This is a genomic window from Kribbella antibiotica, assembly GCF_004349055.1.
GTDB classification, from domain to species: domain Bacteria; phylum Actinomycetota; class Actinomycetes; order Propionibacteriales; family Kribbellaceae; genus Kribbella; species Kribbella antibiotica.
Map to the genome: position 1 here is coordinate 48,405 of NZ_SMKX01000033.1, position 25,620 is coordinate 74,024.

24 protein-coding genes are annotated in these 25,620 nt (G+C 66.8%); 15 read left to right on the forward strand and 9 right to left on the reverse strand.

Going from position 1 to position 25,620, the window contains the following annotated elements:
• The first annotated feature begins 130 nt into the window (after positions 1-130).
• Positions 131-775: an HAD family hydrolase gene (locus E1263_RS14225; RefSeq protein WP_238161236.1), complete on the forward strand. Its 645-nt coding sequence runs from the start codon at positions 131-133 to the stop codon at positions 773-775.
• Between the two features lie 59 nt (positions 776-834).
• Complete coding sequence (locus E1263_RS42700; RefSeq protein WP_165956607.1) at positions 835-999, forward strand: hypothetical protein; 165 nt, start codon at positions 835-837, stop codon at positions 997-999.
• An 88-nt stretch (positions 1,000-1,087) separates the two neighbouring features.
• Here E1263_RS42700 and E1263_RS42705 read toward each other — a convergent pair whose 3' ends face one another.
• The gene (locus E1263_RS42705) at positions 1,088-1,231 is read right to left on the reverse strand and encodes a hypothetical protein (RefSeq protein WP_165956608.1); all 144 of its coding nucleotides are present in this window, start codon (positions 1,229-1,231) and stop codon (positions 1,088-1,090) included.
• Positions 1,232-1,415: 184 nt separating this feature from the next.
• Between E1263_RS42705 and E1263_RS14230 the strand changes: the two genes are divergently transcribed.
• Complete coding sequence (locus tag E1263_RS14230; protein ID WP_132167760.1) at positions 1,416-2,609, forward strand: MFS transporter; 1,194 nt, start codon at positions 1,416-1,418, stop codon at positions 2,607-2,609.
• Positions 2,610-2,746: 137 nt separating this feature from the next.
• On the opposite strand, the gene E1263_RS14235 is transcribed toward E1263_RS14230, so the two are convergent.
• Positions 2,747-3,487: a lipoate--protein ligase family protein gene (locus tag E1263_RS14235; protein WP_132167761.1), complete on the reverse strand. Its 741-nt coding sequence runs from the start codon at positions 3,485-3,487 to the stop codon at positions 2,747-2,749.
• Positions 3,488-3,522: 35 nt separating this feature from the next.
• On the opposite strand from E1263_RS14235, the gene E1263_RS14240 reads away from it, so the two are divergent.
• The 11 genes from E1263_RS14240 to E1263_RS14290 all read left to right on the forward strand — a co-directional run bounded on the left by E1263_RS14240 (position 3,523) and on the right by E1263_RS14290 (position 17,077).
• Positions 3,523-3,963: a PaaI family thioesterase gene (locus E1263_RS14240; protein WP_238161237.1), complete on the forward strand. Its 441-nt coding sequence runs from the start codon at positions 3,523-3,525 to the stop codon at positions 3,961-3,963.
• Between the two features lie 387 nt (positions 3,964-4,350).
• A complete protein-coding gene (locus E1263_RS14245) occupies positions 4,351-5,760 on the forward strand; it encodes a family 2B encapsulin nanocompartment shell protein (protein ID WP_132167762.1) in 1,410 nt (469 codons plus the stop codon).
• A 5-nt stretch (positions 5,761-5,765) separates the two neighbouring features.
• Positions 5,766-7,967, forward strand: coding sequence for a terpene synthase family protein (locus E1263_RS14250; protein WP_132167763.1), 2,202 nt, complete (start codon positions 5,766-5,768; stop codon positions 7,965-7,967).
• A complete protein-coding gene (locus E1263_RS14255; RefSeq protein ID WP_132167764.1) occupies positions 7,964-9,352 on the forward strand; it encodes a family 2B encapsulin nanocompartment shell protein in 1,389 nt (462 codons plus the stop codon). The genes E1263_RS14250 and E1263_RS14255 overlap by 4 nt, the downstream gene beginning before the upstream one ends.
• 10 nt (positions 9,353-9,362) lie before the next feature.
• On the forward strand, positions 9,363-10,424 hold the full coding sequence (locus tag E1263_RS14260) for a family 2 encapsulin nanocompartment cargo protein polyprenyl transferase (protein ID WP_132167765.1): 1,062 nt from the start codon (positions 9,363-9,365) through the stop codon (positions 10,422-10,424).
• A 12-nt stretch (positions 10,425-10,436) separates the two neighbouring features.
• Complete coding sequence (ispH, locus tag E1263_RS14265) at positions 10,437-11,372, forward strand: 4-hydroxy-3-methylbut-2-enyl diphosphate reductase (protein ID WP_132167766.1); 936 nt, start codon at positions 10,437-10,439, stop codon at positions 11,370-11,372.
• Entirely contained in the window at positions 11,369-12,136 is a 768-nt protein-coding gene (locus E1263_RS14270; RefSeq protein ID WP_132167767.1) for a bestrophin-like domain, read from the forward strand. The genes ispH and E1263_RS14270 overlap by 4 nt, the downstream gene beginning before the upstream one ends.
• Positions 12,137-12,167: 31 nt before the next feature.
• Positions 12,168-13,382, forward strand: coding sequence for a DUF6923 family protein (locus E1263_RS14275; protein ID WP_238161238.1), 1,215 nt, complete (start codon positions 12,168-12,170; stop codon positions 13,380-13,382).
• Positions 13,379-15,916 carry a helix-turn-helix transcriptional regulator gene (locus E1263_RS14280; protein WP_132167768.1) on the forward strand — a complete coding sequence of 846 codons (2,538 nt, stop codon included), beginning with the start codon at positions 13,379-13,381 and terminating at the stop codon, positions 15,914-15,916. Before E1263_RS14275 ends, E1263_RS14280 begins: the two co-directional genes overlap by 4 nt.
• Positions 15,917-15,999: 83 nt before the next feature.
• A complete protein-coding gene (locus E1263_RS14285) occupies positions 16,000-16,188 on the forward strand; it encodes an antitoxin (protein WP_132167769.1) in 189 nt (62 codons plus the stop codon).
• Positions 16,189-16,339: 151 nt separating this feature from the next.
• Positions 16,340-17,077, forward strand: coding sequence for an SDR family oxidoreductase (locus E1263_RS14290; RefSeq protein ID WP_132167770.1), 738 nt, complete (start codon positions 16,340-16,342; stop codon positions 17,075-17,077).
• On the opposite strand, the gene E1263_RS14295 is transcribed toward E1263_RS14290, so the two are convergent.
• From E1263_RS14295 to E1263_RS14320, 6 genes are read right to left on the reverse strand one after another with little or no spacing between them, the layout of a single operon-like run.
• Positions 17,070-17,480 (reverse strand): hypothetical protein, encoded by a 411-nt coding sequence (locus tag E1263_RS14295; protein WP_132167771.1) that lies wholly within the window; start codon positions 17,478-17,480, stop codon positions 17,070-17,072. The genes E1263_RS14290 and E1263_RS14295 overlap by 8 nt on opposite strands.
• Positions 17,481-17,482: 2 nt before the next feature.
• Complete coding sequence (locus E1263_RS14300) at positions 17,483-18,979, reverse strand: FGGY-family carbohydrate kinase (protein ID WP_132167772.1); 1,497 nt, start codon at positions 18,977-18,979, stop codon at positions 17,483-17,485.
• The gene (locus E1263_RS14305) at positions 18,976-19,971 is read right to left on the reverse strand and encodes an ABC transporter permease (RefSeq protein ID WP_132167773.1); all 996 of its coding nucleotides are present in this window, start codon (positions 19,969-19,971) and stop codon (positions 18,976-18,978) included. Before E1263_RS14305 ends, E1263_RS14300 begins: the two co-directional genes overlap by 4 nt.
• A complete protein-coding gene (locus tag E1263_RS14310; protein WP_132167774.1) occupies positions 19,964-20,974 on the reverse strand; it encodes an ABC transporter permease in 1,011 nt (336 codons plus the stop codon). The genes E1263_RS14305 and E1263_RS14310 overlap by 8 nt, the downstream gene beginning before the upstream one ends.
• Positions 20,971-22,455 (reverse strand): sugar ABC transporter ATP-binding protein, encoded by a 1,485-nt coding sequence (locus E1263_RS14315; protein WP_132167775.1) that lies wholly within the window; start codon positions 22,453-22,455, stop codon positions 20,971-20,973. The genes E1263_RS14310 and E1263_RS14315 overlap by 4 nt, the downstream gene beginning before the upstream one ends.
• A gap of 10 nt (positions 22,456-22,465) precedes the next feature.
• Positions 22,466-23,503 carry an autoinducer 2 ABC transporter substrate-binding protein gene (locus E1263_RS14320; protein WP_132167776.1) on the reverse strand — a complete coding sequence of 346 codons (1,038 nt, stop codon included), beginning with the start codon at positions 23,501-23,503 and terminating at the stop codon, positions 22,466-22,468.
• Positions 23,504-23,723: 220 nt separating this feature from the next.
• On the opposite strand from E1263_RS14320, the gene E1263_RS14325 reads away from it, so the two are divergent.
• Entirely contained in the window at positions 23,724-24,545 is an 822-nt protein-coding gene (locus E1263_RS14325) for a DeoR/GlpR family DNA-binding transcription regulator (protein ID WP_132167777.1), read from the forward strand.
• A gap of 567 nt (positions 24,546-25,112) precedes the next feature.
• Here E1263_RS14325 and E1263_RS14330 read toward each other — a convergent pair.
• Positions 25,113-25,620: transposase (locus E1263_RS14330; protein WP_165956609.1), on the reverse strand; the 508-nt coding region annotated here is incomplete at its 5' end.

Genomic DNA, 25,620 nt, shown 5'->3' on the forward strand with positions numbered 1-25,620 from the left:
AAGCAGATTCAACCCCGGTCAAGGCGTGTATTAGGAATGAATAGGCACTTTTTGACCAAAGTCGTGCCCTGAGGCCGGATATTCATTCCCTTCAGAGAAGGAATCCAGCCGGCAATCTAAACTGCTGCCGGTGAAGATTTCTCATGTGGTCTGGGACTGGAACGGCACCTTGCTGCACGACAACGAGATCGTGCTCGCCGCGGTGAACGAGGTCTTCGTCGGCCTCGGCGGTACGGCGATCACCTGGCCGGACTGGCAGGCGGCGTACACGAGGCCGATGCGCGTCTCGTACGAGACAGTCCTGTCCCGCAGCCTCACCGAACCCGAATGGGCGCAGGTCGACAAGCTCTACCACGACCGGTACGACGCCCTGCTGGCCAAGTCCGGTCTCGCCGAAGGAACGCTCGACGTACTACTGGGTGTCGCTGAGTCCGGCCGCACCCAGTCCCTGCTGTCGATGTGGTTCCACGACCGCCTGACCCCGACGATCGACGAATACGGCCTGGCCCCGCACTTCACCCGCGTCGACGGCCTGGTTGCCGAGGTCGGTGGCGGCTCCAAGGCTGAGAGCCTTGTCCGCCACCTCGAGGCCCAGCGCCTCGACCCCGCGGACGTCGTACTGATCGGCGACGTCGTCGACGACGCCGACGCGGCCCGCGCGGCCGGCGCCGGCAGCATCCTCGTCAGCACCGGCGCAATGTCCCGCGAGGCCCTCGAAGCCACCGGCTCCCTGGTCACCGACTCCATCCAGGAAGCCGTCGCCCTCCTGAAGTAGCGCATGGAACTCATCCCCCGCGGGCACCGGCTATGCAAGCTGGAACCTGAGGAGGAACCATGAGCACCAACCCCATTCCGGTCCCGCCCGTCGAGCCGCTGCCGGATCTGACCGATCCCGTGCCGGGCGGCGGTCAGCCCGATCCGGACCTCGACCCGAGCCCAGCACCGGCTCCGAACCCCGACGAGGACCCGAACGAGCAGCTCCCGCACTTTCCTGAATAGATGCCGCCCCGAGGACGAACAGCCCTGACTGAACCGATAGCGCCGCTGCCCGACTGACTGGCAGCGGCGCGATCAGCCGTTCAGCCCACTAGTTCCACTCGAACCCGTCGCTATGTCCCTGGCTGGCCGAGGTTCCGCCTGCGTCCACCGCGGCCGCCGGCTTGACGACATACGCCCCGGCCACGATCAACGCCGCCGACGCGAACAAAGCTGCAACTCGCTTCATGCTCATTCCAGTCCCCTTCAGTCCGATGTACAGACCACCGTAGGAACCGTCGAATGCGGCGTAGCGGTGCTGTCCGGATCATGCCACGCGTCCTGATCATGCGTGATTGTGCGCGAAGCTGTGTCTACGGAGCGAGAACAAGCGGCTTTGCGCTTGCCGGAGCGGCCTGACAAGGGTTCGATAGACGCTTGTGGAGCAGACACAGCAGCACGATGGAGTCTCGTACCGGACGTTGATCTGGCTGGCGGTGGCCGCGTTCTCGACCGGAATCGACGGGTACGTGCTGGCGGGACTGCTTCCGGCGATTGCTGAGGACCTGCGGGTGACCGAGCCGGCGGCCGGTCAGTTGATGACGGTCTTTGCGCTCACGTCGGCGATCATGGCGCCGATTCTCGGTACGGCGACCAGTCGGTGGGAGCGGCGCCGGACCATCGCGTTGTCGCTGGCGGTCTTCGTGGTCGGCAACCTGATCGTTGCCCTCGCACCGAATTACGGTATCGCGATCAGCGGTCGAGTGGTCTCGGCACTCGGCGGTTGTCTGCTGAACGCCGCGATCCTGGCGTACGTGATCGCGCAGACGCCGATCCGGCATCGCGGCAAGGCGCTGTCGTTCGTGCTGGGCGGCTGGATGACCGCGACCGCGCTCGGCGTACCGGTCGGCCTCGTCATCGGCCAGTCCAATTGGCGCTTCCCGATGGTGCTGGTCGCCGTGGTGGGTGCGATCGCCCTGGTCGGGATCCTGCTCCGCCTGCCTGAACTGCACCTCCCGGCGGGCACACTCGCCGACCGCCTCCGGCCGCTGCGCCAACCGCGGCTGCTGGCCGGTCTGCTCGTTACCGTCGGCATTCTGTGCGCCAGTTACACCTGCTTCACCTACGCCACGCTGATCTTCGGTCCGACCTTCCGGGCCGACTGGATGATCATCCTGATCATGTTCGGCTACGGCCTGTTCAGCATGCTCGGAAACGCCGTCACCGGCCGGCTCACCGACCGCTTCACCCCGATCCGCGTGCTGACCGTCGTCCTCACCGGCCTACTCCTCAACTCGATCATCGGCGGCCTCGCACTCGGCTACGCGCCCGTCACCCTGGCCGCCGTCATGGGCCTGGCCTGGTTCTTCCTGGCGGGCGTCGGCAACGGCGGCGCCGCCGTCCCCCAACAGGCCCGCCTCGGCGTCCTCGCCGGCGACTCAGCCGCGATCGTCATGGCCCTCAACGGCAGCGCCATCTCCCTCGGCGCGGCGCTAGGCGGCGGCCTCGGCGGCATCGTCCTGGCCACCGGCGCGGCCCCGCACTGGCTGCTCGCCGTCTCCGCCGTCGTCCTGACGATCGCCCTGAGCATCCACCTGCTCGTCGCCCGCGAGCGGACCGCCACCACTGTCTAACCTCGCGCAGCCCGCCCTGCTCACGCTCAGCGCTGCCTGCGCGAGCGCCCGATCGGGAAGTTGGTCAGTGGCCCAGGTCCGCCCTCCCCGACGCCTCCGGCCCGCGCCATCTCATGGGTGGACCCATCAGATGGTGGTTAGGCGCGGTGGTCGGCGGATAGCTCGTGGGCGACGGCGAGAGTGGCTGCGTCCAGGACCGCGGGCTCAAGTACGGCGTGCTGCGCATAGGCCGCTCGTAGGCGCAGCTCAACGGATTCCCCTCGGCCGGCGGCCTCCGAGGCGATCGACCCGACGGAGGCCGGATCGAAGGGGAGCTCCAGCAACCGGTAGACCTCAGTGAGCAACGGCCTCAACAGCTCGTCATCCCCGAGGACAATCAGTGCGCTGAAGAGCCAGCCGTCGCGGACGACGCGTTGGCCGGTGCCGATGAGTTTCACGACTCCGCGGGCGTTGACGCTGTGCGCGCCCGGACAGTACTCCCCCGGTACGGCGCCCACTCGCGCGTCGATCCCGAGATCCCGGAGCACTCCGGCGTACAGGTCGCCGTACTGGATGAATCGTGCCTCCATGCCATCCGGAGCCAACCGCTCGTGCCGCACGTGGTCGACCACTAGGGCCTCGGTCGTGTACGCAACCGGTCGTCCACCCACTGCCCGGACCAGCGGCTCGAAGCCCGCATCACGAGCAGCCTGTACGGCGGCGGCGAAGCCCGGCAGGCGGGTGTCTCGGCGGCCGAACACCACGACCGGGGCAGCCGGCCGGTAGATCCGGAGTGCCTCATCGAGATAGCCGTCGGACGCTCGCCGTACCAGCGCGTGAGCCACAGCGAGCTCAAGGGATTCCTCACCTTGTTGCAGCGAACCCGAGTAGACATGCACCTCGGAATGGTGCCATGGGCCGCTAGGGTGCCTGCATGGAGGAGGCTGACCCCGAGGTCCAGGCCCGCGTGCGCGCGAGCTTCGACCGGCAGGGACTGATGGAACACCTGGGTGCGACGCTGACGCGCATTTACCCGGGGTGTGTTCACATCGAGTTACCACGCCGCCCCGAGGTCACCCAGCAGCACGGCTACTTCCATGCCGGTGCGACGAGTGCCATCGCTGACAGCGCAGGTGGTTATGCGGCCTTCACCCTTTTCCCTCCGGACAGCTCCGTACTGACTGTCGAGTACAAGATCAACCTGCTCGCGCCGGCCGAAGGCGACTACCTCGAAGCCATCGGCACAGTCCTTAAATCTGGTCGTACCCTGACGGTTTGCCAACTTGAGGTCGTCGCAGTGGAAGGCGATCGTCGCACGTCGATCGCGACCGGGCAACAGACACTGATCCAGATCGTGTCGCGCCCGGAGCGCTGAAACGTTAGCCCCAATGAGGCACCACAGCAGACCCCGGAAGATCCATTTCGCCGGGGTCCGGACCTCATTGTCTCGGGGTTCGGAAAGGTCTGAAAGAAGTTGACCGTGAGTACATCTTGACGGCGCCCGTCGCCATCTGACTACTGTTAGTGAGTAAGCCGACGGGGTCGGACAGCAGGCGCTCTGGGGACGCCGGGTCCGTATGCCTCCCGTCGTCGTCCAGTCGATCGTGTGATCCGCCCGTCCTCGCCGACCCGCTGATCCACGCTGCACCCTGGCTCGTCATGCCCGGGCGGCGAGCAGCGTGGCGTCCTCACTGTGCCCAGACCACGCCACGCGTGGTGCTGACGCATGCCCGCAGTCGATTCGAACGGTGGTGTTTTTCCTATGACCCTGACCGAACCTGATGTAAGCGCCAACGGACAGCCGCAGCTGAGCCTTGGTACGGCGGCCGCCCGCAACCTGGCCACGACCACGAAGTCCGAGCCACAGATGCAGGGCATCACCTCCCGGTGGTTGCTCAAGCTGCTGCCGTGGGTCGAAGCCAAGGGTGGTGCCTACCGGGTGAACCGCCGGCTGAGCTACGCCGTCGGCGACGGCCGAGTCACCTTCACCACCTCCGGTGCGGAGGTCCGGGTGATCCCGCAGGAGCTGTGTGAGCTGGGCATGTTGCGCAGCTTCGACGACGTCGAGGTGCTGACCGCGCTCGCGGACCGGTTCCAGCAGCGCGACTTCCAGCCCGGTGACGTGATCGTCGAGCGCGGCCAGCCGGCCGACCAGGTCTGTCTGATCGCGCACGGCAAGCTGAACAAGATCGGTGTCGGCAAGTACGGCGACGAGGCCGTTCTCGAGACGCTGGCCGACGGCGATCACTTCACCTACAAGGCGATCCTCGAATCCGACGACCTCTGGGAATTCACCGTTAAGGCGTTGACCCCAGGAACACTGCTGACGTTGTCCCAGCAGTCCTTCGAGGAACTGATCGGCCAGTCCGACAGTCTCCGGGCGCATATCCAGAGCTTCCGGGACAGCCCCGAGGAGGCCAAGAACGAGTTCGGCGAGGCCTCGATCGAGCTGGCGGCCGGCCACGCGGGTGAGTCCGACCTGCCCGGCACCTACGTCGACTACGAGACGAGCCCGCGGGAGTACGAGCTGAGCGTCGCGCAGACCGTGCTGCGCGTGCACTCCCGGGTCGCGGACCTCTACAACCACCCGATGGACCAGACCCAGCAGCAGTTGCGGCTGACCATCGAGGCGCTGCGTGAGCGCCAGGAACACGAGATGATCAACAACCGCGACTTCGGTCTGCTGCACAACGCGGACCTGAGCATGCGGATCCCGACCCGCAGCGGACCGCCGACCCCGGGCGACCTGGACGAGCTGCTCAGCCTGGTCTGGAAGGAGCCGGCCTTCTTCCTCGCCCACCCGCGCACCATCGCCGCGTTCGGGCGCGAATGCACCAAGGCCGGCATCTACCCGGACTCGATCGATGTCGGTGGACACCGCCTGCCCGCGTGGCGCGGCGTACCGATCTTCCCGTCCAACAAGATCGGGATCAGCGACACCCGGACCAGCTCGATCCTGCTGATGCGGACCGGTGAGAACACCCAGGGTGTCGTCGGCCTGCACCAGACGGGGCTGCCGGACGAGTACGAGCCGGGCCTGTCGGTGCGGTTCATGAACATCAGCGAGAAGGCGATCATCAACTACCTGGTCAGCGCCTACTACTCGGCCGCCGTACTGGTTCCGGATGCCCTAGGTGTCCTGGAAGGCGTGGAGATCGGTCGCGAGGGCTGATCCACATGGCAACCGAGCAGCCGTACGAGCTGCCCGACTTCTATGTGCCCTATCCCGCCAGAATCAGTCCGCATCTGGAGGGAGCCCGGGTGCACAGCAAGTCCTGGGCCTACGAGTTCGACATGATCGACGTACCGCAGGAAGGGCATCACGTCTGGGACGAGCACGACTTCGACTCCCACGACTATGCGCTGCTCTGCGCGTACACCCACCCCGACGCGACCGGCCCCCAGCTGGATCTCGTCACCGACTGGTACGTGTGGGTCTTCTACTTCGACGACCACTTTCTCGAGCTGTACAAGAAGACCCGGGACATCCCGGCGGCCAAGGCCTACCTGGATCGCTTGCTGCTGTTCATGCCGGCCGAAGGGGAGATCACCGAGACACCGACCAATCCGGTGGAGCGCGGTCTCGTCGACCTGTGGAACCGCACCATCCCGTCGATGTCGGCGGACTGGCGGCGGCGGTTCCGGCTGACCACCGAGGCCCTGCTCGCCGAATCCCTGTGGGAACTGTCGAACATCAGCGCCGGCCGGATCGCCAACCCGATCGAGTACATCGAGATGCGCCGCAAGGTCGGCGGCGCACCCTGGTCGGCGAACCTGGTCGAGTATGTGACCGCCGAGGTCCCGGAGGCGATTGCCGAGACTCGGCCGATGCACGTGCTCAGCGACACGTTCTCGGACGCCATCCATATGCGCAACGACCTCTTCTCGTACCAGCGCGAGGTCGAGGTGGAGGGCGAGGTCAGCAACGCGGTGCTGGTGATGGAGACCTTCTTCGGTTGCCCGACGCAACGGGCCGCCGATATGGTCAACGACATCCTCACCTCGCGGTTGCACCAGTTCGAGAACACGGCCGTGGTCGAGGTCCCGCAGCTCCTTGCTGAGAACGGGATCGATCCGAAGGGCCAGCTCGACGTACTGCATTACGTGAAAGGCTTGCAAGACTGGCAGTCCGGCGGTCATGAGTGGCATCTGCGCTCCAGCCGCTATATGAACAAGGGCGGAAAGGCTGCCGCGAGCGCTGGCCTGGGCAGTAACTTCGGTACGTCGGCCATGCGGATCGCCTCGTCTTTGATCACCACGGCGCCGTACCGGATGCGCAGTCACAGCTTCACGCCGTACCAGCCGGTCGGTCCGACGACATTGCCGGACATCTACATGCCCTACAAGGCGAAGAGCAGCCCCCATCTGGACAGCGCGCGGTTCGCGGTTCTGGAGTGGGGTGAGCAGACCGGCATCTCCGACGGGACAGTCTGGGATGCACGGATGCTCGAGGCGTTTGATCTGCCGCTCTGTGCCTCCGGCATCTTCCCGGATGCCTCGGCCGATCAACTGGCGCTGGCTAGTGAGTGGCTCGCCTGGGGCACGTTCGCCGACGACTACTACCCGCTGGTCTTCGGCCTGCGGCGCGATCTGGCCACCGCCAAGGTGACCACCGCACGGCTGTCGGCGCTGATGCCACTCGACATGGTGAGCCCGCCACCGGTGGGCCCGCTGGAGGTGTCGCTGGCCGACCTGTGGCAGCGCACCGCCGGCCCGATGCCGATGGAGGATCGGCGATCCTTCCGGCAGGCGGTCGACACGATGACCGAGAGCTGGCTGTGGGAGCTCGCCAACCAGGCGCAGAACCGCATTCCGGATCCGGTCGACTACGTCGAGATGCGGCGGCGCACGTTCGGTTCGGACCTGACCATGAGTCTGTGCCGGATCGGCCACGGACGTGACGTCCCGGCCGAGGTCTACCGGTCGCGTCCCATCCAAGCGATGGAGAACGCGGCGGCCGACTACGCCTGCCTGCTGAACGATCTCTTCTCGTACCACAAGGAGACCGAGTACGACGGCGACTTCCACAACGGGGTGGCGGTCGTCCAGAACTTCCTGGCCTGCAGCAAGGACGAAGCTGTTGCCGTCGTCAACAACCTGATGACGGCCCGGATGGAACAGTTCGAACGCGTCACCGAGAACGATCTGCCGATCATGATCAATGATTTCGGACTGTCCGACGAGGTCGGCAAGGCAGTGCTCGGGTACGCCGACGAACTCCGCAACTGGGTGTCCGGAATCCTCGTCTGGCACGAGGGCTGCCATCGCTACGAAGCCACCGACCTGCCGCACCGCAAAGCCCCGACGCAACGCTTCGGGGTGCCTAGCGGACTCGGCACCTCCGCCTTCCGACTCTCCAGAAAGGCCGGTGCGGCATGACTGTCGACCACCAGGAACAGCCCCAGCTCAGTCTCGGTACGGCGGCCGCTCGGCAGCTGTCGACGACCACCAAGTCCGTCCCGCAGATGCAGGGGATCAGCCCCCGCTGGCTGCTCAACCAGCTCCCGTGGGTGGAGACCAAGGGCGCCGCGTTCCGCGTCAACCGGCGGACCACCTTCGCGGTGGGCGACGGCCGGCTCAGCTTCGCGGTCACCGGTTCGGACGTCCGGGTGATCCCGGCCGAGCTCACCGAGCTGCCACCACTGCGCGGGTTCGCCGATGAGGGCGTGCTCAACGCATTGGCCGACCGGTTCCGCCGTGAAGACGTGCAGCCCGGACAGGTGATCGTCGAATTCGGCAGCCGGGTCGATGACGTCGTACTGATTGCCCATGGCAAGGTCGCCAAGACTGGTGTCGGCGAGTACGGCGCAGGCACCGACCTCGGCACTGTTGCCGACGGCGACCATCTCGGTGCAGACCTGTTGACCGAACCGCCGGAGCACCTCTGGGAGTACACGGCCAAGGCCCTGACCAGCTGTGTGATCCTGCGGCTCAGCCGCCACGAATTCACCGAGCTGCTCGACCGATCAGAGGCCCTCAGGACCCAGCTCGACGACTACCGGCAGCGGCCGCAGCACGCGCAGAACAAGAACGGTGAGGCGTCGATCGACGTCGCATCCGGACACGCCGGCGAGGACGTGCTGCCCGGCACGTACGTCGACTATGACCCGTCGCCACGGGAGTACGAGCTCAGCGTCGCGCAGACGATCCTGCGGGTGCAGACTCGCGTCGCGGACCTCTACAACGACCCGATGGACCAGACCGAGCAGCAGTTGCGGCTGACCATCGAGGCGCTCCGCGAGCGCCAGGAACACGAGATGTTCAACAACCGCGAGTTCGGGTTGCTGAACCAGGCGGACTACGCCCAGCGCATCTACACCCGGACCGGTCCCCCGACTCCGGACGACTTCGACGAGCTCATCTCCCGGCGCCGCAAGCCGAAGATGCTGCTGGCTCACCCGAAGGCAATCGCTGCGTTCGGCCGGGAGTGCACCACGCGGCGCATCTACCCCGAGACGACGATCGTCAACGGCAAGACCGTGCAGGCGTGGCGCGGCGTACCGCTGCTGCCCTCGAACAAGATCCCGATCTCGGAGAACAACACGACCTCGATTGTGGTCCTGCGTACCGGTGCCGAGGACGAGGGTGTCATCGGCTTGCACCAGACCGGTCTGCCGGACGAGTACGAGCCAGGGCTGAATGTCCGGTTCCTCGGCATCAGCGACAAGGCAGTCATCTCGTATCTGGTCAGCACCTACTACTCGGTGGCTGTACTGGTTCCGGACGCGCTCGGCGTCCTGGAAAACGTCGAGCTCGGTGGATGAGGAGCATGCGATGTCAACACTCCAAGAGACGACCAGTCAGGGTGACCGTTCGGCAGCCGAGGTGCTCGCGTGGAGCCGAGAGGTGGTCGACCCCGCACTGCGCGCCGCGGTAGCCAGCCTGCCGCCGGCCACCCGCCGGATAGCCGACTACCACTTCGGTTGGGCCGACGAGGAAGGACGCCCGGCCCACGCTGACCCGGGCAAAGCGATTCGTCCCGCGCTCGTGCTGCTGACTGCCCAAGCAGTCGGCGGTACGACGGAGTCCGCGCTCCCGGCCGCGGTCGCGGTTGAGCTGGTGCACAACTTCTCGTTGCTGCACGACGATGTGATGGACTGCGACATCTCCAGACGGCACCGCGCAACCGCGTGGACCGTGTTCGGACTCGGCCCGGCGATCCTCGCCGGTGATGCGCTTCTCGGGCTGGCGTTCGACGTACTGGTGGGAAGTGGCCCATTTGAACAAACACAGTCAGCGAGGGGTGAAGCGGCGCGGATTCTCGGTGCCTCGGTGCAGGAGCTGGTCGACGGGCAGTTGGCCGATGCCGAGTTCGAGACGCGCGATGACGTCGTACCGGCCGAATGCGTGCGAATGGCGCAGCTCAAGACCGGCGCGCTGCTCGGATGCTGCACGGCCCTCGGCGCCCTACTCGGTGGCGGGCGACCCGACCAGGTCGACCATCTCCGCCTGTACGGCGAGGATCTCGGGCTCGCGTATCAGTACGTCGATGACCTGCTCGGCATCTGGGGGACGCCGTCGGTCACCGGCAAGCCCGTGTACTCGGACCTGACCCGGCGGAAGAAGTCCTTGCCGGTGGTCACTGCGCTCGCCTCCGGTACGCCGGCCGCTAGGGAGCTAGCTGCTCTCTACGCGCGGACCGACGAACTGTCGGCGGACGAGCTGACGACTGCAGCTGCACTGGTCGAGACCGCGGGGGGCCGCGCGACCAGTCAAGCCCAGGCCGACGCCTTGTTGACCGCCGCTCTGGGGTCGTTGATCACCGCCGGTGCCATCGCGCCGGCGTCCATCGAACTGGAGAGGCTGGCTCGGCTCGCAACTCGCCGTGACCACTGAAGGGGGGATCCGATGACGACACGAACGATCCTGCTCGCGTCACCCCGGTCGTTCTGCGCCGGGGTGGAACGGGCCGTCGACATCGTCGAACGACTGCTGGTGGCCCGCTCCGGGCCGATCTATGTCCGCAAACAAATCGTCCACAACACCCGCGTCGTCGACGACCTTCGGACGAGAGGGGCGATTTTCGTCGACGAACTCAACGAGGTGCCGGAGGGCGCCACCGTCGTCTTCTCCGCGCACGGGGTGTCGCCGGCGGTCCACCGCGAGGCCGCTGAGCGTGGCCTCGACGTGGTCGATGCAACCTGCCCACTCGTCACCAAGGTGCACGTCGAAGCACGCCGGTACGCCTCTCGCGGTGACACCGTCGTGCTGATCGGGCACGCCGGTCACGAGGAAGTGGAGGGCACGCTCGGCGAGGCTCCCGATCAGACGGTGCTGGTCGAGACGCTGGCCGATGTCGAAGCTCTACAGGTCGACGATCCGGGCAAGGTCTCCTACTTGACCCAGACCACACTGGCCGTGGACGAGACCACGGCACTGATCGATGCCTTGCGCAACAAGTTCCCCGGCGCCCGGGGACCGGACACCGCGGACATCTGTTACGCCACGACCAACCGGCAGGCCGCGCTGACGGTGATCGCCGAAGAAGCCGATCTGGTCCTCGTGGTCGGGTCGGCCAACTCGTCGAACTCGGTTCGACTGGTGGAGCTTGCCCAACGCAACGGTACGACGGCCTACCTCGTGGACAGCGCGGACGACGTACCGGACGCGTGGTTCGACGGGGTGCGGATCGTCGGACTGACGGCGGGGGCGTCGGCACCGCCGGAGCTGGTGACCGAGGTGATCGAGCGGATCGCGTCCTTGGGTCCGATCGAAGTGATCGAGCACGAAGTGACCCGGGAAACGGTCCGGTTCACGCTACCCCCGGCGGTGAGGCAAGGATGAATCTGTATGTGAGCGGTGTGTTCTGGGTCGTCGGCATCATGGTTGTCACCGGCGTCCTGGCCGTGGTCTTGCGCAAGGCCCGGCAGCGGGAGGGGCGCGAGGCCAACAACGAGGTCGCCGGCCAGGTCTTCACCGTGGTCGGTGGCGTCAACGTGGTGATCGCGGCGTTCGTGCTGATCTCACTGTTCGACGGCATGGACACCGCGGAGAAGACGACGTACGACGAAGGGAACGCGCTGGTCGCGGTGCACTGGTCCGGGAACGCGCTGGCCGAGCCGGCGCGGACCCAGGTCCAGGAGCTGACCAAGGAGTACGCGACCGAAGTCTCCGAGCGGGAGTGGCCGGCCATGCAGGACGGCCGCGAGGTCGGGCCGGCCGGCTGGACACTGCTGACCAAACTGCAGAACACGGTCGAGCAGGCGAAGACGACCACGCAGCGGCAGGAAGACGCCCGGGCACAGGCGGTGAGCCAGGTCTGGAACGTTTACCAGTCCCGGCAGGACCGGCTGAACTCCAGCGGCAGCGGTGTCAGCGCGGTCGTCTGGTTCGCGATCATGATCGGCAGTGTCATGTCTGTCGCGCTGATGTTCATGTTCGGCGGGCCAGGTCTCTACTCGTACGCGTTCATCGTGTCGATGCTGGCCGGGTCGATCGGGTTGCTGCTGTTCGCGATCTACCAGCTGCAGAACCCGTTCAGCGGCGGAGCGAATGTCGGCCCGGATGCCTTCCTGACCGCGCTCCAACGCTTGGGCGACAGTGGGTGAGGTTCGTCGAGCGCTCGCGTGCGGAGCGGTTGTGGCGGCGATCGCGGTCGGGGCGGTCGCCCTGGCCGCTCCCTCCGAAGCAGCATCCGAGTGCTCGATCTTCGACTTCCAGTCCAGCGGGATCACCTCGCTGTCCCGGCTGGTCCGGATCGACCTGCCGACCGGGACGTCGACCGACCTCGGCCGGCTCGACTACCAGGTCCAGGCCGCCGGCTACTCGAACCGGCAAGGACTCGTGTACGGCGTCGCCACGCGCGACCGGAAGGGATGGTTGTTGCGTCGGCCGCATCTGCTGACGATCGACAAACGAGGCGCGGTTACCGATCTGGGAGAGGTACGTCGTGGGGTCGGTGGCCTCGCGGATCCAGTCGGTGGCGCGATCTCGGGAACCAGGTTTTACGTGCGGGATGTACATCGGCTCTTCACGATCGACCTCGATCCGCAGAGTCCGACGTACCGGAAGGTAGTGGGTAGCGTGCGGCTGAAACCAGTGACATTGGGCCTGAACGTTGACGACTTCGGCGCGTCGCCGGTGAGCGGGATGCTGTACGGCGTCTCGACCGCGGGGCACACGGCGAAATTGGTGAGCCTGGATCCGGTGAGCGGCGCGGTGAGCGTGGTCGCGTCGGTGCCGGGGATTCCCTGGCAGGACTCGTACAGCTCGGTGGTGGTCGGGGCGTCGGGGGTGTACGCCATCCACACCGGTTACGGCCGGCCGAGCCGGGTGTACCGGATCGGCTTCGACGGGTCGTCCAAGCAGGTGGCGACGATGCGGTCGGTGGCGTTCAGCGAAGCGGCGGGCTGTCTGCCGCGCGTCGCGCCACCTCCGACGACGCCCACTCCGACTCCGACTCCACAGCCGCCGACACCGCGGCCTACTCCCACGCCGCGGCCACCGAGGCCGACGCCTACCCCGACTATCCAGACCCCGCGGCCGACGCCAATGCCGGCCCCGAGACCTACTCCGACACCAACGCCGACGCCGACGCCCACACCCACGCCGGTTGTGGAGCCACAGGTGGTCGTGCCACCACCACCGAGCCTGACGCCAACGCCGACTCCAACGCCGAAGCCAGTTCCGGCTAAGCCGCCGGCCGAGTTCATTGCGGCTGAGCCTGCGGCTGCCACGGCGCCACAGGCTGACCGCGCGGTGCAGGTAATGCGCCGGTGGTCGCTGGCAACGGTCATCCTGATTCTGTCCAGTGGCGCCGTCATGGCCGCCCAGCGCCGAATGCGCCGCTCGTGAACGCGCCTTGCGTCGAAGCGCGACGCGATCACGAGCTAGGCGTTCTGCACGACGCCCTCACCAAGGACTCCGGGCTCATCCTGGTGGTCGGCGAATCAGGGGTGGGCAAAACACATCTGCTGCGCCAGGTGGCTTCACACCACTCGGTGCCGTGGTTCATCACCCAATGCCTCGCCGGTACGTCGTCTCTGGACGCCCTGCTCGAGGTTCTCGGGGTCGATGCGGCGGATGCCGATCGGCGCGGTGCAGTGTTGCGCGGGCTGGCGCGATTGGGGCCGATCGTGCTGGCCGTGGAGGACCTGCAGTGGGCGGATCCGGAGACCCTGCGGCTGGTGCGCTTCATCGCCACCCGCATTCCGCCCGGCGTGCATCTCGTTGTCACCTGCCGGCCGGAGGCCACCGAGAGTGCCCTCATGAATTCAACGCCGAGCCTCGCGGATCGGATCACCGAGGTGCAACTCGATCCGCTCGATGCCAGCGAGGTCCAGGCTGTCGCCGCGCATCAGCTCGGTGGACACCAGTTGTCGCTGACGCTGGCCGAGGAGCTGACTCGCCACAGCGGCGGTCTTCCCTTTGCTGTGCTGGAGTTTCTGCGCGCGATCAAGCCGAGTTCCACGGTCGAGCGCGACGTACGCCGGGCACTCGTCGAGACCGCGCCGCCGGTCGCTTTGCGGGCATCGCTCGGGATACGGATGCGCGAAGTACCGGAGTCATGTCGACATGTCGTTCGAGCCGCTGCGGTGCTGACGACTGCAGCGCCGGAGTATCTGCTCGGCACGGTCGCCGGGCTGACCGGGCCGACGCTGACGGCAGCGATCGATCACGCGCTCACGACCGGGCTGCTGCACGAGCGACGGCCCGGACTCTACGATCACCGGCACACGCTGGCCCGGCGTGCGGTGTTGTCGATGCTGCCGCCGGACGAGTTGCGGCGGTTGCATCGGCAGGCAGCCCGGGCGTTGATGGGGATCACCCCGCCACCGAACGCACGAATCGCCGAGCATGCCCGAAGGGGTGGCCTGCTCGGCACCTGGATGACCCATGCGGAGCTGGCCGCCGACCATTTGATTGCTGGCGGCAACGTCATGGCGGCGGCCGATCAGTTCTCCGCCATGCTGGATGTGAGCGCCTTGCCCTGGACCGATCGGGCACGGCTCGCCACCAAGCTCGGCCGGGCGACACTGGCTGACAGCACTCGGTGGGGCAACAGCATCTCCGTGCTGGGTCGAGTGCTGGGCGAGTCCGCCATCCCCGGGATGGCACGGGGGAGGTTGCGCCTGATGCTTGGCTTGTTGCTGCACAACCGGGCCGGGGATATCCGGGCCGGGCGGCGGGAACTGTTCGCGGCCGTGCAGGAGCTGGATGGCGATCCGGGGTCGATCGCGTGGGCGCTGTCCGCGTTGGCGGTGCCGACTTACGGTGGCGAACCGTTTGCCCAGCAGCGGGTTTGGTTGCGGCAGGCCCGCTCACTCGTGCACGAGACAGTCGACGGTACGACGCGTTACGCCGTACGGACGAATGAGGCGCTCTTCCGCCTGGCGACCGGGGAGCTCGATCCGGCTCCTGGCGCTGAAGCTGCCGGAGCGCGGGCCTGGCTTGGGCAGCGGCAGACCTTTGCCGATGCCGAGCCGGATCGCTACTCACGGGCGGTGGTGGCGGCTGCGCAGGTGCGGGTGGCCTTCGCTGCGGCCGATTGGGCGACACTCGAGGAGCGACTGACGCGGGCCCGAGCTGCGGCCGAAGGTCTGCCACTGGTGCTGGCAGAGCTCGACCTGATCGACGGCCGGCATCGGTTGGCCCGCGGTGATGTTGCTACGGGCAAGGGGTTGCTCACGGCCGTGATCGCTCGGACCACGCTCGGCCCGCTGCCACTGCACGCTGCAGCCGTTGCCGCGTGCCCCGATGCGGACTACGAGCACGCCCTGGACGTCGTACGGCGTAAGGGGTTGTGGGCTGTTTCCAGCGACCTCGTCATCCGCGTCTGTACGGCGTGGATGTGTACCGGGCGAGTTGAGGATGCGACGCGGTTGGCGGATGAGTTCGCCGAAGCGGTAGGTGATGTCAACGCACCCGCAGCTGCTGCGGCGGCCGCATTGGTCGACGCTGTCGTGCGGCCCTCGGTTGCGGCGTTCGGGCAGGCGGCGGCGCAATATGGCGCGATCGGCTGGCAGTACTACGAGTGTTTGGCGCGGGAGCAGCTTGGGCTCCACCTGCTGAGCACGGGCGAGGCCGAGCATCTGACCACCACTGCGCGTGCGTATGACGCTCTTGGGGCGCGTGGGGACGGTGAGCGCTGCCGAGGCGCACTGCGAGCAGCGGGGTTCGCGGCTCCCCGGAAGCGCGGCCGACGCGGCTACAACAACAAGTTGTCGCCTCGGGAGCTCGAAGTCGCCCGGCTGGCCGCTCAGGGCCTCACGAACCGGGAGATCGCGAGCCGCCTGAAACTCTCCGTGAGCACCATCGAGGACCACATCACCAGCACGTTCCGCAAACTCGGTGTCGCCCGTCGCAGCGCGTTGGGACCGTTGCTCTGAGCTACGAATGCATGGGATCCGCAGAAGCGGGTATTGGCAGGAGCGCACTATCCGACGAACCATCGAGAGAACGGGGAAAGACGATGGGTATCTTCGACAAGGCCAAGGACGCTCTCGGCGAGCACGGCGACAAGGTTGACGAGGGCATCGAGAAGGCCGGTGACTTCGCCGACGAGAAGACCGGCGGCGAGCACGCCGACAAGATCGACCAGGGCCAGGAGTTCGCCAAGGACCGCCTGAGCGGCCTCGGCGGCGACGACCAGAACGCCTGAGCCGTACGCCCGGTCACCGCCGGCTATCGGCGGTGACCGGGCGGCGCGTTCGATCGTTTGTCCCACCCGGAACTTAATCCACGGGGGTTCGCTCTTTCCGCTTTGCGACGTACGCTCGGGTGGACGTACTGATGCAGGGGGGAACTTGCTGATGAGTCGGCTGCGCCATGCGCTGGTGTGGATTTCGGGGGCTTCGGCGGGGTTGGGTGCTGCTCTGGCGGCGACAATTCCGTTTGAATACGTGGAGATGATCGACATCTCTCGTCGTGGGGGCGCCGTGGGGGCCCGCCATGTGTCGGTGGATCTGGCTGATCCGGCGTCGTGGTCTGCAGTTGCTGCTGACTTCGACGGGCAACTGGCTGACTTCACCGGTGACGCTGTGGTCTTCATTCATTGCGCTGCGACGCTTACACCGTTGGGATCGGCGGACCGTGTGGACACCGGGGAGTACACGCGCAATGTGTTGCTGAACTCGGCGTGTGCCCAAGTGCTCGGTCATGCATTCCTGGCGGCCGTTGCTGGCATGTCCTGCGAGCAACACCTGATCATGGTGTCGTCCGGCGCCGCACAGCGCCCCCACGAAGGTGAATCGAGCTATGGCGCCGGCAAGGCCGCTATCGACCAGTGGGTTCGCACTGTCGGCCTGGAGCAGGAGCGCCGAGTCCCTGGCTGCCGAGTGCTCTCGGTGTCACCGGGTGCCGTCGACACCGCCATGCAGGCCGAGCTCCGCGCCAGCTCGGACGTCCAGGTGCCTGAGGTGAGCCGTTTTCGACAACTCGAGGCCGACGGTCAACTGGCCAAGCCGGAGGACGTCGCTCGGACGATCTGGTCCCTCCTGGACCGCAACCTGCCGAACGGCGCCGTCCTGCACGTCCGCGACGTCACTTGACGCGGCTGCGGCGCCGCTTGGGGTTGCAGCCTTGGATGACCGGTACGCCGGGGAGCGACTGTGGCTCCGGCGGTACGACGGGCTGGTCCGCCGACAGGGCCAGGATTCCGCGCTGAAGCAGTTGGTTGAACTTGGAGCGCGGGTCATCCGGATCGCCGAGGATGTCCAGCGTCGGCACGATCACCGCTGAGACGTGTTGCTCGGTCGTCGCGGTGGCCAGCAGTACGGCGAAGCCATCCGGATCGGTGAGCGCATCATCGACGTGCACGGTCCCGAGGATGTGTCCCTGGAGTCTGGCGGCTTCCGCGAGTAGCTGTTGCTCGGGGCCGATCTCGAAGTGGCTCAGCGAGCAACGCTGCTGGACGTAGCCGAGTGCGAGTGGCTTCGGGCGACTGATCATCATGGTCACTGACCCCCGTCAGGTGTTTGCACCGACCGGGCCAGCCGGTGCACTTGCCTTCGTGTTGCCGGGTACAGCTCGGCATACGTGCGGAACAACGTCCCGTAGGTAGCCGCGGTCGCCGGGTCCGGGTGGACGGTGTGGTCGAGTTCCGCCCAATCGGTGTCCGGTGCAACGAGTCCGATTCCGATCGCGGCCAGCAGGGCATCGCCGTACGCGGCACCGATCGCTTGTTTGGGTACTTGCTGTTCGAGGCCGCTCACGTCGCTGACGATCTGCGTCCAGAGGCCGCCTTGCGTGCCGCCGCCGACTGCCACCACGCGCGCCGGCTGGCCGGCTGCGGCCTCGAACTCGGCAACGATCTGCCGTACGCCGCAAGCAATGCCTTCGTACGTCGCTCGCAGCAGATGGCCACGGCCGTGTCGCAGGGTCAGTCCCGCGATCACACCGCGCGCCAGCGGGTCGTAGATGGGGGTGCGCTCGCCACTGAAGTACGGCAGCATCACCAGCCCTTCGCTGCCGGCTGGGACCGCCGCTGCCTCGCTGACCAGCGTCTCGAACGGCACTCCGCCGGTCAGGTCCTGCAGCCAGGTGGCGATGATGCCGGAGGTCGCCATACCGGCGGCCAGGGTGTGGGAGGCGCGCTCGACACCAGAGGTGGTCCACAGGCCGCGCACACTGGTCGGTGCGGCGAGCACCTGGACGAAGAACATCGTCGAGCCGTACATCAGCATCAGATCGCCCGGCTTGCGGACACCGACGCTGAAGGCCTCGGCCCATGCGTCGACTGTGCCCGCCACGACCGGTGTGCCCTGGGCCAGGCCGGTGGCCTCGGCTGCTGCCTCATGCACGATGCCGACCTGCTCTGCCGGCCACACCAGCCGGGGCAACGCCAGACCCGGCAGCACGGCCTCTACCCAGTCGGTGGCCCACTCCTGCCGCTGGATGTCGTAGAACGGGTCGCACTGGCTGGCGGTGTGGTGATCGAGCACCCACTCACCGGTCAACTGGGCAACGACGTACGTGTGGGCGCTGAACCAGCGGTCCTGCGGCTGCCACTTGGGACCTGCTGCCCGGCGCAACCACGCTAGCTTCGGTCCGATCGCCTGACTGGACAGGTCCTTGCCACAGCGGGCCAGGATCGCATCCGCGCCTAGGCGGCCGGTGATCTCGTCGATCTCCACGGTCGCGCGGGTGTCAACGCCGTACAGGATCGCTTTGCTGCGTGGCTTGAGGTTCTCATCGGTCTGTACGACGCAGGGTCCGAGGCCGGAGACGCAGACGGCGGCGATGCGCTTGTCGGGGTGTGCGGTGGTGAGCTCACGCAGCACCTCGACGACATCACCCCACCAGTCGCGCTCGGCGTCCATCTCGGCCCAGCCCGGCTGCGGGAACGTCGGTGCATGATCGCGCCGCGCGATGGCCAGCACTTCGCCGTCCTTGGTGGTCAGCACACCCTTCGTGCTGCCAGTCCCGATGTCGACGCCGATCAGATGCGTCATGCGATCACCCTGCGGCGTTGGAACAGGCCAGACAAGGCAGTTCCCCAGGTGTTCAGCAACACCATGGTCACTAGCAACAAGCCCTGGCAAATGTTCACCACATGGGAGCTGACGCTGAGGGACAACAGACCGGCTCCGAGCAACTGCATGGCGATCGCTGCGATCACGACCCCGGCAACAGTCAGGTAGCCGCCTTCCGGATCCACTCCAGCCAGTACGGCGATCACTACGGCCAGCAGCACGTACGACGAGCCGTAGTCGGAGTTCGCACCACCAGCGCGCGCGGAGATGATCAGACCGGCCACACCACCTAGTGCACCGCTCATCACGTACGTCGCCAGCAGCACGCGGGCCCGGCGGATGCCACTGAAGTCAGCAGCGGTCGGATTGGCGCCGACCAAGCGCATGCGAAAGCCCAGTGGGGTCTTGGCGACCACTACGCCGATGATGACGGCCACGATCAGCATGACCCAGAAAATCAGCGGTATGCCGGCGACCGTGAGCAGGGCGAGCCGGGTGAACGGCTCCGGCAGTCCCTTGACCACAGTGCCGCCTGAGGCGACCAGTGCGAGTCCGGAGAACAGCTGTCCGGTCGCAAGCGTCGCCAGGATCGGCGGTACGTGTTTGTAGCCGACCAGTAGACCGTTGACCGCGCCACAGGCCAGTGCGACGCCGAAAGCGGCCAGCATGGCCAGACCGGGTGACTGGTGACCGTTCGTCATGATCAGCGCGGCGACCACACCGGACAGGTTGGCGATCGACACCACCGACAGGTCGATTCCGGCGGTCAACATGGTCAGTGCCATGGCCAGGCTCAGGATCGCGACCTCGGGGGACGCCAGTTCGACGTACTGGAGGTTCTGGCCGCTGAGGAAGACTGCGGGCTTGAGGATGCCGAAGACGACAACGATCCCGACCGCGACAACCAGGAGCCGGATGAAGCTGGCCCGGGTCCCCATGGTGAGCAGCACCTTGCGGAAGCGCTCAGGCATTGGTCACCTCCGGCGCCGGGGCGTCCAGGATCGGCCGGATCCGTTGCCGGCGGCTGATCGTGGTCTGCAGCAGGATGCCGCCGATGAGCAACGCGCCGACCGCGGCCCGCTGCCAGATGGTCGGGATGCCGAGCGGTACGAGCGAGGCGGTGACCAGGGAGATCAGCAGTACGCCGAGCACTGCGCCGCGGACCGTGCCTTTGCCACCGGCGATCGCGACGCCGCCGAGGACGACCGCTGCCAGGGTGTCGAGCTCGCGTCCCATGAAGGTTGTTGGGTCTGCGCGACCGCTGAGGGTGATCGAAATGATCCCGGCCAGGCCAGCGACGGCACCGGCGATCGCGAAGACCAGCATCCGGATCCGCGGCACGGAGATCGCGGCTCGCGATGCCGCCTCGGCGTCACCGCCAACTGCGAAGACGCTGCGGCCGGCGACCGTGAACCGGAGGAAGGCCCAGACCAGGATGCAGACGGCAATCACGACGAGGATCAGGACATTGAGGCTGGTCGTGCCGCGGACTGCGCCTTTCGCCGTGATCAGGTGGGTGCTGCCGAGCGTCTGCAGGGACTGCGGCAAGATCGAGATCACCTCGCCACCGACGAACGCGAACATCGCGCCGAGATAGATCGAACTGGTGGCCAGCGTTGCGATCAGGACCGACGTACGGGCGATGATCACCACGGCGGCGTTGATCAGGCCGAGGCCGAGACCGATCGCCGTACTGATGGCGAAGACCGAGAGTGCGCCTGCGTCTGGCGAGGCCCACTTGACCGTCGCGTAGGCAGAAAGGATGCCGACGGCAAGGAACGAGACGTCGATGCCACCGGAGACGACGACGAGCATCACGCCGACGGCGAACAGCATGCCGACCATCGATGCCGTCAGGACGTTGAACAGGGTCTGCTGGCCGAAGAAGTCGGGGAACTTGAGGCTGACAGCGAGCAGCAGCACGGCCATCAGACCGATCAGCAACAGTTCCTGGTTGGCGATCAGTCGTCTCACGACGCCGTCACCGCCTCGACCACGGTGTCCTCGCGCAGCTGGTCGCCGCTGAGCTCGCGGACGATCCGGCCGCTGCGGACGACCAGAACCCGGTGGCACATCGAGATGAGCTCGGGGACGTCGTCGCTGATGATGAGCACGCCAAGACCCTGCAGGGACTGGGCATTGAGCACGCCGAGGATGTCGAACTTGCTGCCGACATCGACGCCGACCGTTGGTCCGTTGAGAATCAGGACCTTGGGTTCGCCGAGCAGCCACTTGCCCAGCAGCACGCGCTGCGCGTTTCCGCCGGAGAGCGAGCGGACGGGATCGGTCAGCTTGCCGAGTTTGATCCGGAGATCGCGGACGACGCGGGCCTTGCGCCGTTCGATCGACTGGGGACTGAGGAAACCGCGGCGCGACGGCAGGTGCGTCGCAACGATGTTGTCGCCGATCGGCTGGTCGAGAAACAGACCCTGGGTGAGTCGATCCTCAGGGACGTAACCGATGCCGGCCTTGACTGCATCGGCGAGTGCCTTGATTTCGACCGGCCTGCCGAGCACTTCGATCGTCCCGGTCTGGGCCGGCTTCACGCCGCAGATGGCCTCGGCGATCTCGGTCCGCCCGGAACCCAGCAGCCCAGCCAGGCCGACGATCTCGCCCTGGCCGATCTCCAGATCCACATCCGCGAACAGCGGGTCGCGGCCGAGACCGCTCACCTTCAGCGCGGGCGCGCGGCCCTTGTTGCGCGGCGCGACGCGGTCGAAGCTCTGGCTGCCGCGGCCGGTCATGGTCTCGGCCAGCGACGCGTGGGTGAACTCGTCGGGTCGGCCGCTCGTGACCACTCCCCCGTTGCGGAGGACGGTGACGCGTTCGGCGATCGAGAAGATCTCCTGCATCTTGTGCGAGATGAACGCGAGCGCGACCCCGGACTCCTTGAGCCGGCCGACCGCGGCGAACAGCGCGTCGACCTCTTTCCAGGTGAGCGCGGTGGTCGGCTCGTCCATCGCGATGAACTTCGCCTCGTGCGCCAGCGCCCGCGCGATCGCGGTCAACTGGCGCTCGGCGACCGTCAGCTCGCCGACGGGGATGTCCAGCTCGATCTCAACACCGAGCCGTACGACGGCCCGCTCCGCCAGAGCGCGGGCCGCCGTACGGGAATAGAGGCGCCGACCGCCCGCCACCGAGCCGGGCAGGGCGATGTTTTCGGCAGCGGTCAGATTCGGCATCAGGCTGAAGTCCTGGTAGATGACCTCGACCCCCGCCGAGAGGGCTTGCCGCGGCGTGAGGTGGTCGTACGCCGTACCGGCCACGATCACCTGACCCGACGTCGGGCGGTACGCGCCGCTGATCACCTTCAGCAGCGTGGACTTGCCGCAGCCGTTCTCACCCACGATGCAGTGCACCTCGCCGGGGCTGAACGCGACGCTGACGTCCGTCAGTGCCTGCACGCCTCCGAACCGCTTGGAGACGCTGACTGCCTCGACGAAGGGAGCTGACATCAGGACCCGTTCAGAAGTCGTAGTTGCCGATCTCGGCTCTGGTCAGCACCAGCATGGCGTCTCCGAGGAAGACCTTGGGGTTCTGGGGCGAGACTGTGAGCTTCTCGTACCCTTTCACGCCCAGATCGGTCCCGTCGGCGAGTTGCTTGCCCTCAACAATTAACTTCGCCGCGCTCAGCATCGCCTCGCCGGCCAGCTCGGGGTCCCACAGGTAGATCGCGTCGATCGAGCCGTCGGCAACGAACGACTTGGTCTGCGACGGAACACCGGTACCGAACACACAGGTGTCGTTCTGCAGACCGGCCTCCTTGACCGCCCGCGCGATGCCCGGGATGTCCTCGGAGGACGCGCCCTGGAAGCCGGCGATCTTCGGGTGTGCCTGGAGCAGTTCCTTGGCCTTGCGGTACGCCTGGTCACCGTTGTTGTTCGACTCGACCGGGGCGCTGACCCGCTTCATACCGGGAAATTTCTGCTGCTGAAGCTCGTACGCCGCCTCGGTCCAGGCCATGTGGGTCGCGGCCGTCAGCGTGCCGACGAACTGCACGTACTCGCCCGTGCTCTTCATACAGGCGGCCATGTCGGTCATGATCTTCTGCCCGTACTTCGCGTTGTCGAACGCCTCGATATCCGCGTCGACGTCGGTCAGGGCCGGGGCCTCATGCGTGACGACCTTGATCCCGGCCGCACGGGCCTGCTTGATCACGGGGATGACCGAGCTCGGATCCGACGGCACGATCGCGAGCGCCGCGGGCTTCTGCGCGATCAGCCCCTGAATCAGGCTTACCTGCTGCTCGGGGCTGTTCGTCGAGGGACCGGTCTGGGTCGCGGTCACCTTCGCGGTGGTCGCGAACTTCTTGACGCCCTGGTTCATGCGGTCGAACCAGGCGATGCCGGTCAGCTTGACCACATTGATGTAGGCGCCGCCCGCACTGGATGAGGAGGAGGGGTTTCCGGCGGGCGGCGCCGTCTTGCCCTGATCCACCGTCCCGCAGCCGGCCAGCATCGCGATCAGTACTGCTCCGGGCACTACCCGTGACGGTCTGAACATGCAACACTCCCCAGGCGGTTTTCGGTAAACCAGCGTTTGCTTGTCGCACGTTTCCGCACGACCGACTGCACGAATTCGTGCAGTGCGCTCACTCTGGTGGTTGACTCCAGCTGATGTCAATGCTGAGTGACGGTCCGATTTCGGGCAGTTGCGACCTTACGGCCTGGTGACCGATGGTTTACAGTCGTGCACCACGCCCAAGCTCGGAGGGAGGCGACGGATGCGGTTACGGCTGAACACGCGTCAGCGGGCGATCCTCCGTGAGGTCGAGGGCCGTGAATACGTCGAGGTCAAGGATCTCGCGCACCGGCTCGACGTCGACGTCTCGACCATCCGCCGCGACCTCCAAGGCCTCGTCCGCGACGACCTGGTCGAACGCCTCCACGGCGGCGTCCGGCGCCGTACGGTCGACAGTCCTCCCGTTGCCTTCTCGTCCGCTCCGGACAGCGGGGTCGACGCGATCGCCCACACCGCCCGCCGCATGGTCCGCAACGGCGACCGGATCGCCCTCGGCGCCGGCGTCTGCATCGACCGCCTGGTCAGCACCCTGTTCGACGTCGAAGACCTCACCGTCGTCACCACCGACCTGGGCTCCGCCGAACGCCTCAGCCGCCAGCCCAACATCCGCGTCATCATCGCCGGCGGCGAACTCCGCGACGCCCCCGGCTCCACCGTCGTATCCGGCGCCGCCACCGCCGAATTCCTCGCCGCCCAGCAAGCCGACTGGGTCTTCCTAGAGGTAGACGGCATCCACCCCTTCGCCGGCATCACCAGCTCCCACACCTGGCACGTCTCCACCGCCCGCGCCCTACTCTCCGCCGGCGACCGCCGAGTCGGCCTGGCCCGCTCCCAAGCCTTCGGCGCCCGCTGCGTCGGCTTCATCGCCGAAGCCTCCGAACTAGACCTCGTCATCACCGACGACCGCCTCACCGACGCAGAGCTCCCTGCTTTCGCCGGGCGTATCGTCCGCGCCTCGCTGGACCCGACCGACGAATGGCGCACCGAGCATCCCCCGGCGTACCACCCACCTCGGCGGCTCTGACCTGCTGTTGTTCCCGGTGGCTGTTGGCGCGGCTGCGGATGGTGGCTCGCGCGCGCTCGGATGCGGCCGGTCCGGTACGGCTTGTGGTTGCTCGCCGCTGCGGCCGATTTACAGTGGGAGGGTCGCTGGCGCCGGTGCCTAGCTGAGGTACTGGCGAGGCCGGCGACCGCGTGCCCGCTGCTTGAGGTACCCGCTATGGCTGAGACCCAAGATCTCCGCTAGTCGGTAATAAAGGGTCGCCATCTGAGAAAAAGTTACCGCCCAACGACCGCGCCGGAGCGAAACGCGGGCTGATCGCGTTCAGTGGTAACTCTTTGCCGCTATGTGCGAAAGAGTTTCCACCCAAGGCTCCGGCGAGCCAGAACGCGGGCGTGCTCGCGCTAATTGGTGAGTTGTGGGGACTCGGCGACGAAAATCCACCACTTAACGGTGCGGCGAGGGGCACTTCGCACTACACGTGACTTTTTCGGGTCTATGAGGCTGTAGCGAAATGGCGTTGCCGGTTGGGGCGTTGGATCTGGCGGGATGTTCGGTTTGCCGTGGCGGGCCGCGGCCCCGGCTGCGGGTTCAGGTGGCGGGGTGGAGGGTGTGTTTGTGGAGTTTGAGGAGGTTGACCACGGTGGCTGCGAGGTGGAGTTCGCTGGCGGCGGCTTTGATGCCGCGGCGGGAGAACCTGCGCAGGCCGGTCTGGTCTTTGATGTGTCCGATGACGGTTTCGACGGTGGCTGAGCGGCGTTTGTAGGTGGCGTGGCCTTCAGGGGTGCGGATCCGGTGCCGCATCTGGTCGGCGGGGGTGGCGTCGGGTTGTGGTGGTCCTTGGGCGGGCTGGTCGCGGGCGTCACGGTTGACGTCGCGGTGGTTGCCTGGGGCAATGAGCCGGACGGGTCCGGGCAGGGTGAGGTTGTGCTCGGACCAGTAGCCGGCATCGGCCAGGATCGTGCCGATTTCACCGGGTTTGCTGTGCTGGTTGAGGTGCTCGACGGCGGTGACCGCGGCCTTCATCATGGGTTCGAAGCAGTGGTAGTCGTTGCCGTCCTGGGTCACCGCGGCGGCCAGGATGAGGTGGTCGTCGGTG

Excerpts from the sequence above, each read along its gene's own strand:
- E1263_RS14300 (WP_132167772.1), bottom strand. The coding sequence starts at position 18,979 with ATGACGCATCTGATCGGCGTCGACATCGGGACTGGCAGCACGAAGGGT.
- E1263_RS14320 (WP_132167776.1), bottom strand. The coding sequence starts at position 23,503 with ATGTTCAGACCGTCACGGGTAGTGCCCGGAGCAGTACTGATCGCGATG.
- E1263_RS14315 (WP_132167775.1), bottom strand. The coding sequence starts at position 22,455 with ATGTCAGCTCCCTTCGTCGAGGCAGTCAGCGTCTCCAAGCGGTTCGGA.
- E1263_RS14290 (WP_132167770.1), top strand. The coding sequence starts at position 16,340 with ATGAGTCGGCTGCGCCATGCGCTGGTGTGGATTTCGGGGGCTTCGGCG.
- ispH (WP_132167766.1), top strand. The coding sequence starts at position 10,437 with ATGACGACACGAACGATCCTGCTCGCGTCACCCCGGTCGTTCTGCGCC.
- E1263_RS14250 (WP_132167763.1), top strand. The coding sequence starts at position 5,766 with ATGGCAACCGAGCAGCCGTACGAGCTGCCCGACTTCTATGTGCCCTAT.
- E1263_RS14260 (WP_132167765.1), top strand. The coding sequence starts at position 9,363 with ATGTCAACACTCCAAGAGACGACCAGTCAGGGTGACCGTTCGGCAGCC.
- E1263_RS14270 (WP_132167767.1), top strand. The coding sequence starts at position 11,369 with ATGAATCTGTATGTGAGCGGTGTGTTCTGGGTCGTCGGCATCATGGTT.
- E1263_RS42705 (WP_165956608.1), bottom strand. The coding sequence starts at position 1,231 with ATGAGCATGAAGCGAGTTGCAGCTTTGTTCGCGTCGGCGGCGTTGATC.
- E1263_RS14305 (WP_132167773.1), bottom strand. The coding sequence starts at position 19,971 with ATGCCTGAGCGCTTCCGCAAGGTGCTGCTCACCATGGGGACCCGGGCC.
- E1263_RS42700 (WP_165956607.1), top strand. The coding sequence starts at position 835 with ATGAGCACCAACCCCATTCCGGTCCCGCCCGTCGAGCCGCTGCCGGAT.
- E1263_RS14295 (WP_132167771.1), bottom strand. The coding sequence starts at position 17,480 with ATGATGATCAGTCGCCCGAAGCCACTCGCACTCGGCTACGTCCAGCAG.
- E1263_RS14240 (WP_238161237.1), top strand. The coding sequence starts at position 3,523 with ATGGAGGAGGCTGACCCCGAGGTCCAGGCCCGCGTGCGCGCGAGCTTC.
- E1263_RS14245 (WP_132167762.1), top strand. The coding sequence starts at position 4,351 with ATGACCCTGACCGAACCTGATGTAAGCGCCAACGGACAGCCGCAGCTG.
- E1263_RS14255 (WP_132167764.1), top strand. The coding sequence starts at position 7,964 with ATGACTGTCGACCACCAGGAACAGCCCCAGCTCAGTCTCGGTACGGCG.
- E1263_RS14325 (WP_132167777.1), top strand. The coding sequence starts at position 23,724 with ATGCGGTTACGGCTGAACACGCGTCAGCGGGCGATCCTCCGTGAGGTC.
- E1263_RS14285 (WP_132167769.1), top strand. The coding sequence starts at position 16,000 with ATGGGTATCTTCGACAAGGCCAAGGACGCTCTCGGCGAGCACGGCGAC.